The sequence below is a fragment of the Bacteroides sp. genome (assembly GCF_019417265.1).
Classification (GTDB): Bacteria; Bacteroidota; Bacteroidia; order Bacteroidales; family Bacteroidaceae; genus Phocaeicola.
This window is the reverse complement of the sequence record NZ_DXVR01000073.1, coordinates 1-15,059: the sequence shown is the minus strand read 5'-3', so window position 1 is coordinate 15,059 and position 15,059 is coordinate 1. Positions and strand designations below refer to the sequence as shown.

Sequence of the window (15,059 nt, the reverse complement as noted above, 5' to 3'; positions counted from 1 at the left end):
TTCCATGTTCATCATCATTGTGATAGGCACACCACCTGCAATCCATTCAGCAGCAGGAGCAGTAGTGTTGCGTACTGATGACATATAACCTGTCTTACCGCTTGCGATAAGCAATGAAGCAGTGTAACCGAGTGAGTAGCAGTAGTCTGCATCGAAGTTAGATGGAGCAGCGCAACGTCCTTCGTAACCGAAGAAGTGGTGTTGTGCAGAGAACTTACCTGTGAACTTGCCTTCAGCCTTCCATGCAGCAAGTTTCTTTGCAACCATTTCAGAAAGAAGTTTTTCTGTTTCGATAAGTGATACCTGTACGTTTCCGTGTGGGTCGCGGTCGAGTGACAACTGACGAGCTACACCTTCCGGAAGAGAAGCATAGATAGCTGAGTTTTCAGCAGAAAGTTTGCTGATGATGTATTCACGCTGCTTGTTAGGTTCGATGCTGTTGAATTCTTCGCCGTTAGCAGCAAGGAAGTCGTTCAATTCAGCGATAAGAGCCTTCATAGCTGGGATGAACTCGATAAGACCTTCTGGGATAAGAACTGTACCGAAGTTGTTTCCTTCTGCAGCACGGTTAGCAACAGCCTGTGCGATGTAAGTTACAACATCGTCAAGTGACATATTCTTAGCTTCAACTTCTTCAGAGATGATACAGATGTTTGGCTGAGTCTGAAGAGCACATTCAAGAGCGATGTGAGAAGCAGAACGTCCCATCAATTTGATGAAGTGCCAGTACTTGCGGGCTGAGTTACAGTCACGTTCGATGTTACCGATAACTTCTGAGTAAGTCTTACAAGCAGTATCGAAACCGAATGAAGTTTCAATCATTTCGTTCTTCAAGTCACCGTCGATAGTCTTAGGACAACCGATTACCTGTACGCCATAGTTCTTGGCAGCATAGTATTCAGCCAATACACAAGCGTTAGTGTTAGAGTCGTCACCACCGATGATAACCAAAGCCTTGATACCAAGTTCTTTAAGGATTTCGTAACCTTTTTCGAACTGTTCTTCTTTTTCAAGTTTTGTACGACCTGAACCGATGATATCGAAACCACCTGTGTTACGGTATTCGTCGATGATATCAGCAGTAAGTTCTTTATATTTGTGGTCTACCAAACCGCCGGGACCAAGGATAAATCCGTAAAGCTTGTTGTTAGGATTAAGTTTCTTGATACCGTCGAAAAGACCTGAGATTACGTTGTGTCCACCCGGAGCCTGTCCACCAGACAAGATAACACCAACATTCATTTCTGCAGTGTTCTGAGCCTGTCCTTCAACGAACTGAATCAAAGGCATTCCGTATGTATTAGGGAACAACTTTTTGATAGCTTCCTGGTCGGCTACTGACTGAGTAGCTTCACCTTCTTTCACTGCAACCGCACCTCTCAGGGCTTTAGGTAATTTTGGCTGATAAGCAGCTCTTGCAATTTGTAATGCACTTTTTGTCATAATTCTAATAATTTATTTATATAAAGGTGTATGTATATTTTCGGTATATAAAACGCTTCGTCGTTTCACATAAAACGCTTCGTCATTTTCTCCCAAACGCTTCGTCGTTTTTTCTGAAGACTTTTTGCGCCCTCACGCGACATCGTACAAACGCATACCCGCGAGTTTTTTAACTCGTGCAAATTTCGCTTTTTTTTCGGAAATACGAAAATGAGAGATAAAAAATTTACACAGCAAGAATATTATTTGACAAAAAGGTATAGATATTTCAACAAAAGCACTATCTTTACGTCAAATTCATTTTATTCACTAATTAAACACTTTGATTTATGGCTAAAAGAAGAGACTTGAAGAAACATGTAAACTATATTTCTGACGTAATGGTTGGTATGTGTATCGTCGAAAGCATGAACTGCGATAACGAAAGAAGAGAAGCGATAGGCGACCTTGCAGGAAAAGTCCTTGACCTTCGTGCAGACATCGTAAGCCGCATAAGCCATACTGAACCGGGCAACGTAAAGGCTTTCTACAAGAAACTGAAAGATGATTTTAACACACAGATTGAAGAAGTTTTCAAAAAACTGAACGAAAAATAAGCCCGACGCACAAGAAATGAAGAAAGCACTTTTTAGCTTTATATATTTCAAGCTGTTGGGATGGAAAGCTGAGGTCAATGTCCCGGACTATGACAAATGCATAATCTGTGCGGCTCCCCACACCACGAACTGGGACCTTATCATCGGCAAACTGTTCATAGGTGCCATAGGGCGAGAATCCGGCTTCTTCATGAAGAAGGAATGGTTCTTCTTCCCGTTGGGATACCTGTTCAGATGGATGGGAGGAATACCGGTAAACAGAGGCAAACGCACTTCGCTGGTAGAAAGCACAGTGGAACTTATCAGGAAAAGCCCTAAATTCCATTTGGCCATCACTCCGGAAGGAACACGTTCGGCAAACCCTAACTGGAAAAAGGGATTTTATTTCATTGCCAATGGAGCCGGAATACCGATTGTACTTATCGGAATAGACTATCAGAAGAAATGCATCTACGCCAATAAGGCTGTTATGCCTACAGGCGACATTGATAAAGACATGCGCGAGATCAAACTATACTTCAAGGATTTCAAAGGCAAGTATCCGGAGAAATTCGATTTAGGAGAAATATAACAGAAAAAGACCGCCCGGAATCACTTCCTGACGGTCTTTTCTGTTTATCAAGATAACATTATTACAAAACAAAAAGATTACTTCTTGACAATAGGGCTGCTCCTACCGCATTAGCCTTTTCCTTCAATTCCGACAATACGATATCAGAATCGCGGTACATCATATTCAGCGTGTGCTTTCTGATGGCAGATATCACAGGATGCAGAAGATAATCGCCTACTCTTGACAAATCTCCTCCTATTATAACCTGCTCCGGATTGAAGATGTTTATCAGTCCTCCTATGTGACGGCCCAACTTCTGGCCAATCTCTTCCACAAGTTCTATGGCAAGCACATCTTCTCTTTCCACTGCATTGAATATATCATCAAGTTCTATTTCGTCAATTGATTTCTCTTTCAGCACGATAGAGCTTTCCCCGTTCTTCAGACGTTCGATGAATTTACGGTATAAAGCCGAACAAGACACCTCGGTTTCGATACATCCTTTCTTTCCGCAGTGACAAATCTGCTGATTGTCATATCCGAAATTGTGGCCGAACTCACCTGCGAAACCTGACATACCGTTGTAAAGCTTACCATCGATAATGACACCCATTCCCAGTCCCCAGCTCAGATTGATGAAAATCACATTTCGAGGACATCTCACCGAATGCAGCATATATTCGCCGTAAGCAGTGGTTCTGCTGTCATTGTCGACACATGCATTTATACCTATTCTGTCGGTAATCATCTCGCTTATAGGAGTCTGTGCAAAATTGAATGTACCGTAGCTGCAACCTGTCACCGGATTTACACGTCCGTGCAATGCCACACATACATTGAGATATTTATCCTTGTCATACGGCAATGAATTTATGTATGACAAAATCTCATCACACATATTATCCAGACATTCTACAGTATTTTCGCGTTTAAAAGGGATTCCGGTCTTATAGTCAACTATTTCCCCCTTGAAATTAACGACACAAAAACTCAGATATTTCCTCGCCGCCTCAACTCCGAGAAAGTAACCTGCATTAGGGTTTAAGCCATATAGGTTAGGATGTCTGCCCCCGTTAGTTTCCAATTTTCCATTATCGTCTACATATCCGTCTTCACACATTTCGTCTATCAACTTGGTAATGGTAGGAATACTTAAATCCATATCTTTCGACAGGTCAGTAATCGTAGCATCACTATTATAGATAAAATGTGTAATTATACGACGCTTCATCGTAGCATTTTTAGTGCCTTTCTTAATTTCATCCAATAGCCTCTGTCCCATATTTATATTTTTTATAGTATATGCCACAAAAATAATAGTTTTTTTTAATATCTCGCCTATAAAAAAATTTTTTTTATTTGCCTTTCTAATTTATGATAGGTATCTTTGCATAGTCATCAAAAAATCTTTGTTATAAGACATAGTTAACTAAATTTACAAACTAATAAAACCAAAAAATCATGAGAGTAATTATCGAACCGGATTATCAGTCAATCTCAAATTGGGCTGCTAACTACGTTGCAAAAAGAATCAATGAAGCTAATCCTACTAAAGAGAAACCTTTCGTATTGGGTCTTCCTACAGGATCATCTCCACTTGGTATGTACAAAGCTCTGATTGAACTGAACAAGCAGGGTAAGGTGTCATTCAAGAATGTTGTTACATTCAATATGGATGAATACGTCGGACTTCCTGAATCACACCCTGAAAGCTACCATTCTTTCATGTTCAATAACTTCTTCAATCATATTGATATCTGCAAGGAAAACATACATATATTGAACGGAAATGCTGCTGACCTTGAAGCTGAATGTGCTAACTACGAAAAGGAAATTGAAAAATTCGGTGGTATCGACCTGTTCCTCGGAGGTATAGGTCCTGACGGTCATATCGCATTCAACGAACCTGGTTCTTCACTTACTTCACGCACTCGCGTCAAGACTCTTACTACAGATACTATCATCGCAAACTCACGTTTCTTCGACAACGATGTAAACAAAGTTCCTAAGACTGCTCTTACTGTAGGTGTAGGCACTGTACTTTCTGCAAAAGAAGTATTGATTATCTGTAACGGACACAACAAGGCACGCGCATTGCAGCATGCAGTAGAAGGCGGTATCACACAGATGTGGACTATCAGCGCACTTCAGATGCACCAGCACGGTATAATCGTATGCGACGAAGCCGCTACTGACGAACTTAAAGTAGGTACTTACAAATACTTTAAGGATATAGAAAGAAATAATCTCTAATTATAAAAACAGGAGAAACTATGCGAACTAATCTTACATCGCAAATTTCACTGAACAATGTGTCTACACGCTATTATAAGCCTGAAAATGCAGTGGAACGTTCGGTCATCACAAGATTCGAAAAAATTACAACAAACATTTTCGAGTCAATGGACGAAGGTATCCAACAAATAGCCAGCGAAATAATAGCAAAGATACAGGACAGACAGCGCGAAGGGAAATTCTGCACTATAGCATTAGGTACAGGCTCATCACTTAGACCATTGTTTGCCGAATTGATACGCCGCCATAAAGACGAAGGAGTAAGTTTCAGAAACGTTATACTCTTCAACCTTTATGAATTCTACCCTATCAACGAAGGTGCAGGAAGCACATTCAGCCATCTGATGAAACAGTTCATCTCACAGGTTGACATTGACAGACAAAACATATTTACAATGGAAGGCAGCATCCCACAGGATGCAATAATCGACCATTGCAGACTATATGAACAAAGAATACAGACATTCGGCGGTATCGACATTGCTGTTTTGGGAATAGGCAGAAAAGGTATCATCGGTATGAACGAACCTGGTTCACAAGCCAGTTCATCTACACGCCTGATATTGCTTGACAGCACTTCACGTTCGGAAGCTGCACATAATCTTGGCGTTGACAATCTTCCTCCTTGCTCCATCACTATGGGTATCAAAACCATTCTTGGCGCAAGAAAGGTATTCCTCCTGGCATGGGGCGAAGACAAGGCAGAAATCATACGCAAGACTGTAGAGGAAAAGATTACAGACACACTGCCTGCATCATATCTTCAGATGCATACAAACGCAGTGGTTTGTACAGACCTTGCGGCTGCAGCATATCTGACAAGAATACAGCGTCCGTGGCTCGTTACAAACTGCGAATGGAACAACAAACTTATCAGAAGCGCTATCGTATGGTTGTGCCAGACATTGGGTAAACCAATCCTGAAACTCACAAACAAGGACTACAACGATAATGGTCTGAGCGAACTGCTTGCTCTTTACGGCTCTGCATATAATGTAAATATCAAGGTGTTCAACGACCTTCAGCACACCATCACCGGTTGGCCGGGCGGAAAACCTAACGCTGACGACACTTACCGTCCTGAAAGAGCCAAACCGTTCCCGAAAAGGGTTATCGTATTCTCTCCGCACCCGGATGACGATGTTATCTCAATGGGTGGTACACTGAGAAGACTCGTTCAGCAGGGACATGAAGTACACGTAGCATACCAGACTTCGGGTAACATTGCCGTAGGCGATGAAGAAGTGGTAAGATTCATGCACTTCATCAATGGTTTCAACCAGTTGTTCGACGACAGCAAGAACCAGACTATCAGCGACAAGTATGCCGAAATCAAGAAGTTCTTTGCCGAAAAGAAAGAGGGAGATATGGATTCAAGGGATATTCTTACCATCAAGGGACTTATCCGCAGAGGTGAGGCACGTACAGCATGTACTTACAACAATATTCCTTTGTCAAGATGTCACTTCCTCGACCTTCCTTTCTACGAGACAGGAAAGATAGAAAAGAATCCTATCAGTCTGCCTGATATCGAAATCGTTCTTAACCTTCTGAGAGAAGTAAAACCTCATCAGATTTATGTGGCCGGCGACTTGGCCGACCCGCATGGAACTCACCGAGTATGTACTGATGCGGTATTCGCCGCTATCGACGAAGAAAAGAATGCCGGTGCTGAATGGCTTAACGACTGTAGAATATGGATGTACCGTGGCGCATGGGCTGAATGGGAAATCGAGAACATCGAAATGGCTGTACCTTTGAGTCCGGAAGAATTGCGTGCCAAACGTAACTCAATCCTCAAGCACCAGTCGCAGATGGAAAGTGCTCCGTTCCTTGGCAACGACGAACGTCTGTTCTGGCAAAGAAGCGAAGACCGCAATCGCGGAACAGCATTGCTTTACGACGGATTAGGTCTGGCATGCTACGAAGCAATGGAAGCATTCGTCGAGTATAAGCCTCTATAAAGATTATTTCTAATACATTATAAAATCCTGCAAGGCTTAATGTTTTGCAGGATTTTTTGTTTTTAAGTCCATCTATATTATCTTTTTGGCAAAGTCACCTTAAACAGTTCGCTCGGTCTGTGTTCCTGATAGATTATATCAACCATACGATTTACTATCTCAGGATGCTGAGCGGCTATATCCTTATCCTCGTGGATATCGTTTTTCAAGTCATAAAGATGAGGAACACCCTTCTTAACCACAAGTTTCCAGTCGCCCATACGTACCGCCATCTGGTTTGTTTCATGAAACTCCCAGTACAGGAACTCATGCTCCTTCTGCTTTTCATCATTTCCTGTCAGAGTCGGAGCAAACGAGATACCGTCGAAGCAATCCCCCTCAAGTTCTTTATTTATATACTTCTTAGGGAACTTCTTGTCGCCTATAATCTCGCAGAATGTAGGCATAATGTCATAGAAAGCCAACTGATGGTCGTTCACAGTACCAGCCTGAACCTTAGCCGGCCATTTCACTATAAACGGCACTCTTATACCACCTTCGTAACACTGTCTTTTCAGGCCTCTCAGCTTGCCGTCCCTTCCAAAGAATTCCGGGTCGGCACCACCCTCTTCATGAGGACCGTTGTCGCTGCTGAAAATCACTATAGTATTCTCGTCAAATCCCTTTTCTTTCAGTTTTGCCATCACCTCACCCACGTATGCATCCAGACGTGTTATCATACCGGCAAACTCGGCATGAGTATGTACAGCCGCATTATATCTTCCGCCTTTGCTTCCACCCCAAGTCTTGTCATGGAAGAATTTCTTCTTATAGAACTTCAGAATAGAATCGTTAGGCTGAACCAGTTCGGCATGAGGAAGAGTATATGTGAAGAATCCGTAGAAAGGCTGGTCCGCCGTCTGCTTGTCGAGCCATTTCAGAGCCTCCTGATGAATCATATCAGCCGAATACTGCGTTCTTTTCCTGTAATCGTCGCCAGACATCGGATACTTGATATTATCATCGAGCGTAATTCTTATGGTAGCTGTATCACCGGCCGACTTGCTATATCTGTTCAGGAAGTTAGGATAGTACAGATGAGCCTGGAACTGGCAGATATAACCGTAGAACTCGTCCACTCCCTTCTTGTCCGGAGTAGAGGCAGAACCTTCATATCCTCCAGCCCACTTTCCGAACATACCTGTGGTATATCCGTTCTTTTTCATTATCTCAGGCAGAATGATATGATTCGGGTCATACGGCTCCTGTCCTACGACGGTATACTCGTCATTATCGCCGTACTTCATCAGCGGAGATTTTCCCCAATACTCTTTGTTGCCTCTCACATGTCCGTGTCCCGAATGCTGTCCTGTCATGATAGTGGAACGCGACGGCGCACTTACCGGACTACCGGCATATGCCTGCGTAAAGAGCATTCCTTCTGCAGCCATTCTGTCAATATTCGGAGTATTGATGTATTTCTGTCCGTAACATGCCAAATCCCCATACCCCATATCATCACACAGAATAAAAATGATATTCGGTTTTGAGTTTCCCTTTTTGCCGGAAACCTTGTTGGCAGCATCCGTAGCAGCGTTCACATTCGTTGCCGAAAAAGCTGTAAGCATGGCAGCGCCACAGCAGAATAGAAGTCTGTTTTCTTTCATGATTAATCAGATTTAATGCTTGTTATTTTCCTTATAAATCATTTTCCATCTTTCACTCCATGAATCAGAAGAAGCATAACTGTTCAGATATTTCACCCTCCAGTCCACTCCGGCACACTTTTTCTTCAGCTCTTCCTTTTTAATCTTAAAAGGTGAAATCAGATTGTTTTCATACATGTGTGTCAAATCATTGAACACAAACATCGTTTCAGCACCGGTTTTCACATTGCCCAACACAGCAAGAACATCATCCTTAGAGAATTTCATTCCCAATTCCGAAAGAAATACCATCGCCCTGCATCTTACAAAACTTCTCTCATCCGCCAACAGTTTCTCAGCTTTGTCTTTCAATGCCGAAGCCTTTCCTGCAAAATAAGAACATGTAGTAAGAGCCCACATACGTTCTACCGCATCGTCCGACTGTAATGATTTTTCCAACTGTTTCTCCACTTTGTCAGAATATTCTGCAGTCTGCAACTGAGCAATCTCCGCAAACTTACTTATTCTGTCCCTGTTGTTCGCACCCCATGTAGCCGGATTCGCCATGCCCTCTTCTAAAACAACCGTCTCAGGGAAAAATCCCAAATCGGCTTTCTTCACCAAATATTCATTGAGTTCATTTCGCAAATTTAAAAGAACTTTCTCATACTTCTTGTCATTTGCAAGATTATTCATTTCATAAGGGTCTTTTTCCAGGTCATAAAGTTCCTCAGGTCCGAAAGGCATAAAGAAAGAAGACTGGTTCTCGTTCAGTTTTCCGTCTACGAACATATCCTTCCACTCTCTGAAAGACAACTGCTTATATCTGTACAATGCAAAAAGCGACTGAGTGTGATAAGGCTGATAGTTTCTTGCATATCTGTACTTGCCTTTTCTCAAAGTTCTGTTGAAGGCATACAGCTCATCGAATCTGTCACCATAGCCAACAATGAAATCCTCTTTCTTCTCTTCACCCAAGAACGGCTGACCGTCCATCTGTTCAGGCACTTCAACACCTGCAAGCTTAAGAACTGTAGGAGCAAAATCCATGAAAGAAACAGGCTCATCGGCCACACTACCCTTCTCTATTCCCAGTTTGTCTCTCCATTTTTCAGGTACATAAACCACCAGCGGAACGTGTATTCCTATATCGTCGGTATACCCCTTTGTACCAGGAAGCGAACCGCCGTTGTCGCCGAAATAGAATATTATAGTATTGTCCAAAACACCCTCTTCCTTCAGCATTGATATAAGTTTGCCAAGTTCTTCATCAGAATCATGTATTCTGTCATAGAAAGTAGCGTATGTATATCTTATCAGTTCCGTATCAGGGAGCAACGGATGCAGACATACCTTAGAAGGGTCATGTACAGTCTTTACGCTGCTGTACGTTTCTTCATCAAACTGCAGTTTGGATTCGTGAGTAAGCATATTGCTTCTCTGGAAGAAGAAAGGCTGACTCTTGTCCGTTCTGTTTTTCCACGAATCAAGTTCACCCTTGATATTATCCCATGCAGTCTTGTCCAACTTCACATTATAATCAGTCTTCTGCGCATTGCATGTATAATATCCTGCCTCTCTAAGATACGAAGGAAACATTCTCAGTCCTTCAGGCATAGTCATGTTCTGTAGACGGCGATGGAAACTGCCGGCAAATCTCGGTGCATAACATCCGGTAATAAGAGTTGTTCTTGCTGCCGAACTTACAGGAGCGTTACTATATGCATTTGTATAAGTAACACCGTTCTGTGCCATCCACGAAACATTAGGAGTTTCGGCTCCGTTGCCATTATTATAGAGTGCAAGATAATGTGTAGAAAGGTCCTCAGTAAGAAACCACACTATGTTAGGCTTTTCATTATCGTTAGTATCAGCCATCAATGGCAATGCACTGAAGCATACGCCCATTGACAAAATCGGAAATCCGGTATTCATTTCGCAATTATTTTTAAGAAGTTCTCTTTATTAAATCATAATCCGCCTTCGTAGTACGGATTTTTCTCTGTCGGTATCGGAGCACCGGTATCAGCAATCCATTTCTTCAGTTTCTTCACCATCACGTCCGCTACCTTTGGATATTTTGCAGCTACATTTTTCTTCTCCATTATATCCTTATCAAGATTATACAGTTCGAACGTATCAGTTTCGTAGAAATAAATCAGTTTCCACTCGCCCGAACGTATTATAGAGAAAGGAGTAGCGCGGAAATCCATTCCACTCTTTTTATACGATTCCAGATATGCAGGAAAGTGCCAGAACAAATCTCTGTCCTTAAATTTCTTTTCCGAACCGTAGAGCAAACAGGAAATGTCCTCACCGTCAAGTGACGAATCAGCCTTTCCCCCAGCCATGTCTACAAGAGTAGGATAGAAATCAACACCACTTACAGCCACCTCACATTTACTTCCCGCCTCAGTATGCCCCGGCCATTTTACAATGAGAGGAACTCTTATTCCACCTTCATACGGCATACCTTTTCCGCCACGAAGCATAAAATTATCAGTCACTGGTTCCGAACCACCATTGTCTGATGTAAACACTATGATTGTATTGTCTGCCACACCCAAAGAATCAAGTGTATGGCAAATACGTCCCACACTGTTGTCAAGGCTTTCCATCATTGCTGCATATACTGGATTCCTGTGATACTTTCCCTTTTCCTTATTCTGATATTTCTCTATCAGATTGGCAGGAGCTTTAAGCGGAACATGCACCGCATGATGAGCCATATAAAGGAAAAACGGTTTGTCGCCCTTGGAAGAATCAATCATAAACTTCACAGCCTCATCCGTAAGCCTGTCGGTGAGATACTCTCCCTCCTTGCCTTCATCCAGTCCCGGATGGCAAGCCCCCTTCTTTTTATTACAATAAGGATAAAAATAGGAATAAGGAGTTCCGGCACGGCATCCGGCAATATTCAGGTCAAAGCCCTGCGACAAAGGTCCTGTTCCATCGTTATCATCGCCCAAATGCCATTTGCCTACATGTCCGCATGTATAGCCCTCTGACTTCAAGGCCTCACCCAAAGTCACGAAATCAGCCCTCAAGTCCTCGGTGTTCTCTATCGGTATAAGTTTCCGTTTCCTCTTCTCACCTCTGGCCGACGGACTGACTGTAAATATACCATGGCGCGGAGTATACATACCGCTCATAAAGCAAGCCCTGCTCGGTGCAGAGTTTGCCGCAGCGGCATAGGCATTCGTAAAAATCATGCCTTCCGAAGCAAGGCTGTCGATATAGGGAGTTTCGTGATAGTCGCTTCCGGTATAACCAAGGTCGTTCCAGCCGAGGTCATCGGCCATAATGAAAACGATGTTCGGTTTTTCATTTTTAGCTGCACAACCCAATGAAAACATTAATCCACCGGTTGCAATAAATATTCTTCCTAACATAAATTTTATTTTTTAATCTATTGTAATCATACTTCCCCACCAGTCCTTATTAGGTTTCCAGTCTTTTCTCAACATATTTAGTCTTTCCTTTTCCTTCTGTTCAAGAACTTTTGTTTTCCATTTCAGCTTGACCTTAGCTTCTTCCTTTGGATTATATTCCATATCTGCCACAGGCATCTTCGCTCCAACATCTTTCAACCATTCATCAAGTTTGCCCTTAAGTTCCTTGACTTTTTCCGGATACTGGATATTTAAAGGCTCACTCTCGCTTATATCTATAGAAAGATTATAAAGTTCACATCTTAAATCCTCGTGATAGAAAATCAGTTTCCAGTCACCGTCACGGATTATAGAACACGGTTCACCACCCTGGTTACCGTAATGCGGGTAATGCCAGAACAAAGACCTTTCAGCTATATTTCCACCGTTAAGTAACGGCATAATACTTACACCATCCACATGTTGCTGTTTCTGCAGTGGCAATCCGGCAAAGTCAAGAATCGTAGGATAGTAATCAGTACCGATAACAGGCACATCGCATTTGCTGCCGGGATTCTTGCATCCGGGATACTGAATCAACAATGGTTCCCTTATTCCGCCTTCCCATTGTCTTCCTTTTCCACCACGCAATGGTAACAATGAAGTTGAATAAGCATCACCTGATGTTACTCCACCATTGTCTGATGTGAATATGACAAGAGTATTCTTGTCCAGTCCCAACTTTTCCAAATTGTCAAGCACATATCCTATTGCATCATCCATTTGTCTGATTAGCCCTGCGTAAACCGGATTATCCTGAGTTTGTCTCACCGGCAATGTTCTGTCCACTGCGAAACCCTTCTTGGCAATTCCCATACTGTCAGCCTTGTTTCTGAAATATTCCCAATTCTCTTGAGTCGTTTCTATAGATCCGTGAACAGCATAGAAAGACAAATAAGCAAAGAACGGTTTCTTTTTCTTCTTCTGTTCTTTCATAAACTCAACAGTTTCACGTCCGAGTCTCATAGAAAGATTCTCACCTGCCGGTCCATCTTCAAGTTTAGGATTTTTATATGGACTGAAATATCCTCCTTTAGGGCTGCCTGCAGACCATCCCCCTTTGTTTATCATAAAGCCATGATCTTCCGGCCATGAACCTTCCTCTCCCAGATGCCATTTTCCGGCAATAAAAGTAGTATAACCATTATCCCTCAGACATTCAGCTATCGTATATTCATCCTTACTGAGTTCCATGGCATATTCCGCAGGAAGTACTTTGCTGTGTCTGTTCATCTTGCGCCAGTCTTCACCCCATTTTTCTCCTATCCAGTCTGTAACTCCATGCCTTGGGGTATATTTACCGGTCATAATACTGGCACGAGAAGGACTTGATACCTGACATGTGGCATAAGCATTAGTAAACAAAACACCATTTGCAGCCATCCTGTCCAGGTTTGGTGTTTCATAATATTTACTACCCATACATCCCAAATCATTCCAGCCATAATCGTCAGCCAAAATAAATAGCACGTTAGGTCTTTCTTGTTTCTTTTCTACTTCTGCAGCATTCGCTGTAATAACACAACTTGTCAGCGACAATATACCTGCCGACAAACATATTCTTTTATTTTTCATTTCTTTTTCTGATTTTTAGGTTTCCAACTGAAATGTTTACTGTCTGTTCTCGCCTCCATAGCGATTTTTCTCAGCTCGTCTGCCTTTTCTGGATTAGAAGCTATTATATTTTCTGATTCATCAGGGTCTGTATTCAGATTATACAATTCTTCTACCAGTTTTCCGGGTTTACTCATATTCAGTCTGACAAGTTTCCAGCCATCCTTCATGATAGACTGCTTACCGCCCTGCTCATAGAATTCGTAGTAGATGTATTCGTGCTGCTTAGGATTCTTGTCCGCACCCTTCAACACAGGCAGATATGAAATACCGTCGATACCTTCAGGTACATCAGCACCAACAATCTCTGCCACAGTTGGGAGGAAATCCCAGAAAGTAGAAATATTGTCTGTAGTTCTCTTTTCCTTAATAACCGCAGGCCAGTTCACCACAAAAGGAGCTCTCACACCACCCTCATACAAATCGCGTTTGTATCCGCGGAAAGGACCGTTTGAATCAAAGAAATCAGGTTCATGGCCTCCTACACAATGTACACCATTGTCTGATGAGAAAATGAAAATAGTGTTTTCCCATATGCCTTCTTTCTTCAGCAAGTCAATAATCTGACCCACGTTCTTATCAACCTCACTGACCATCGAAGCATATACAGCCTTCGGTTTCATCTGAGTTTTAAAGCCGGTTCCCTTGTTGTTTATATATGGCTTTTCCGGGAATGCATCTTCATACTGACTCAAGTCAGGATAATCCAAATCCGCATGAGGAGGTGTAACCGCAAAATATGCAAAGAAAGGACTGTCCGCGTTTTTCTTTATAAAGTCGAGTCCTTTTTCCATTATCATGAAATGACTGTACACTTCACCGTTAAGCATAACTTTCTTTTCATTCTCATAAAGATATTCAGGATAATAACGGTGAGCAGCCGACTGGCTCAGATATCCGAAGAAATAATCGAATCCCTTATTTATCGGACTACCCTCAGTGCCTGGACCGCCAAGCCCCCACTTACCGACACACATTGTCTTATACCCTTTCTTCTTCAGGATTTCAGCCACAGTCACCTCTTCTTCAGGAAGAGCCAAATCGAAAAATCCTTCCGGAGTCTTCTGTCCTTTGTTTCCCCTGACATACGAATGCCCTGTATGCTTACCTGTCATAAGGCAGCATCTTGACGGTGCGCTGACTGTAGATCCACTGTAATGATGAGTGAACAGCAAACCGTTCTCCGCTAATTTGTCGATGTTAGGAGTTTTGATTTTTGTCTGTCCGTAACAGCCCAAATCACCTATACCCATATCGTCTGCCAGTACGAAAACGATATTAGGCAATTTTTCCTGTGCCTGTACATAAGTTCCGGCTGCTAAAGCCGCCAAAGCAAAACCCGTAATTTTTTTATCAATCTTCATGGTATGTAAAATTAAAACATTATCTATAATTATCGCAAATTTACCACGATTATCCTGCTTTTTGGTTGATATTCTATTCAAATAAGGTTGAGAAATTATTCAGCAGGCAAATAGAGGTAAATATAGTCAAAAGTAATTGAATTGCGAAAAATTCCCCCAAAAGTATTACCTTTG

Annotated in this window: 11 protein-coding genes; 4 read left to right on the top strand and 7 right to left on the bottom strand. The window is 42.3% G+C overall.

Features of this window, described 5'->3' with window-relative positions:
• On the bottom strand, nucleotides 1–1,443 hold a 1,443-nt coding region (locus tag QZ379_RS09260), incomplete at its 3' end, for a diphosphate--fructose-6-phosphate 1-phosphotransferase (RefSeq protein ID WP_291563572.1).
• A gap of 329 nt (nucleotides 1,444–1,772) precedes the next feature.
• Between QZ379_RS09260 and QZ379_RS09255 the strand changes: the two genes are divergently transcribed.
• The gene (locus QZ379_RS09255) at nucleotides 1,773–2,039 is read left to right on the top strand and encodes a hypothetical protein (protein WP_291563569.1); all 267 of its coding nucleotides are present in this window, start codon (nucleotides 1,773–1,775) and stop codon (nucleotides 2,037–2,039) included.
• Between the two features lie 16 nt (nucleotides 2,040–2,055).
• Nucleotides 2,056–2,610 carry a 1-acyl-sn-glycerol-3-phosphate acyltransferase gene (locus QZ379_RS09250; protein ID WP_291563567.1) on the top strand — a complete coding sequence of 185 codons (555 nt, stop codon included), beginning with the start codon at nucleotides 2,056–2,058 and terminating at the stop codon, nucleotides 2,608–2,610.
• Nucleotides 2,611–2,671: 61 nt separating this feature from the next.
• Here QZ379_RS09250 and QZ379_RS09245 read toward each other — a convergent pair whose 3' ends face one another.
• Nucleotides 2,672–3,874: an ROK family transcriptional regulator gene (locus tag QZ379_RS09245; protein ID WP_291563563.1), complete on the bottom strand. Its 1,203-nt coding sequence runs from the start codon at nucleotides 3,872–3,874 to the stop codon at nucleotides 2,672–2,674.
• Nucleotides 3,875–4,053: 179 nt separating this feature from the next.
• Here QZ379_RS09245 and nagB point away from each other — a divergent pair, with 179 nt between their 5' ends.
• Both nagB and QZ379_RS09235 read left to right on the top strand, forming a co-directional pair.
• Complete coding sequence (gene nagB, locus QZ379_RS09240; RefSeq protein WP_291563560.1) at nucleotides 4,054–4,845, top strand: glucosamine-6-phosphate deaminase; 792 nt, start codon at nucleotides 4,054–4,056, stop codon at nucleotides 4,843–4,845.
• A gap of 20 nt (nucleotides 4,846–4,865) precedes the next feature.
• Entirely contained in the window at nucleotides 4,866–6,851 is a 1,986-nt protein-coding gene (locus tag QZ379_RS09235; protein WP_291563557.1) for a glucosamine-6-phosphate deaminase, read from the top strand.
• A 77-nt stretch (nucleotides 6,852–6,928) separates the two neighbouring features.
• Here the strand turns inward: QZ379_RS09235 and QZ379_RS09230 are convergent, their stop codons facing one another.
• Genes QZ379_RS09230 through QZ379_RS09210 form a run of 5 tightly spaced genes read right to left on the bottom strand, consistent with a single transcriptional unit; the run spans nucleotide 6,929 to nucleotide 14,885 of the window.
• A complete protein-coding gene (locus QZ379_RS09230; RefSeq protein ID WP_291563554.1) occupies nucleotides 6,929–8,497 on the bottom strand; it encodes an arylsulfatase in 1,569 nt (522 codons plus the stop codon).
• A gap of 12 nt (nucleotides 8,498–8,509) precedes the next feature.
• Complete coding sequence (locus tag QZ379_RS09225) at nucleotides 8,510–10,411, bottom strand: sulfatase-like hydrolase/transferase (protein ID WP_291563551.1); 1,902 nt, start codon at nucleotides 10,409–10,411, stop codon at nucleotides 8,510–8,512.
• A 35-nt stretch (nucleotides 10,412–10,446) separates the two neighbouring features.
• Nucleotides 10,447–11,868, bottom strand: a complete 1,422-nt coding sequence (locus QZ379_RS09220) for a sulfatase (protein ID WP_291563548.1) — start codon at nucleotides 11,866–11,868, stop codon at nucleotides 10,447–10,449.
• Between the two features lie 12 nt (nucleotides 11,869–11,880).
• Nucleotides 11,881–13,482 carry a sulfatase gene (locus QZ379_RS09215; RefSeq protein ID WP_291563545.1) on the bottom strand — a complete coding sequence of 534 codons (1,602 nt, stop codon included), beginning with the start codon at nucleotides 13,480–13,482 and terminating at the stop codon, nucleotides 11,881–11,883.
• Complete coding sequence (locus QZ379_RS09210) at nucleotides 13,479–14,885, bottom strand: arylsulfatase (protein WP_291563542.1); 1,407 nt, start codon at nucleotides 14,883–14,885, stop codon at nucleotides 13,479–13,481. The genes QZ379_RS09215 and QZ379_RS09210 overlap by 4 nt, the downstream gene beginning before the upstream one ends.
• Nucleotides 14,886–15,059: the final 174 nt, after the last annotated feature.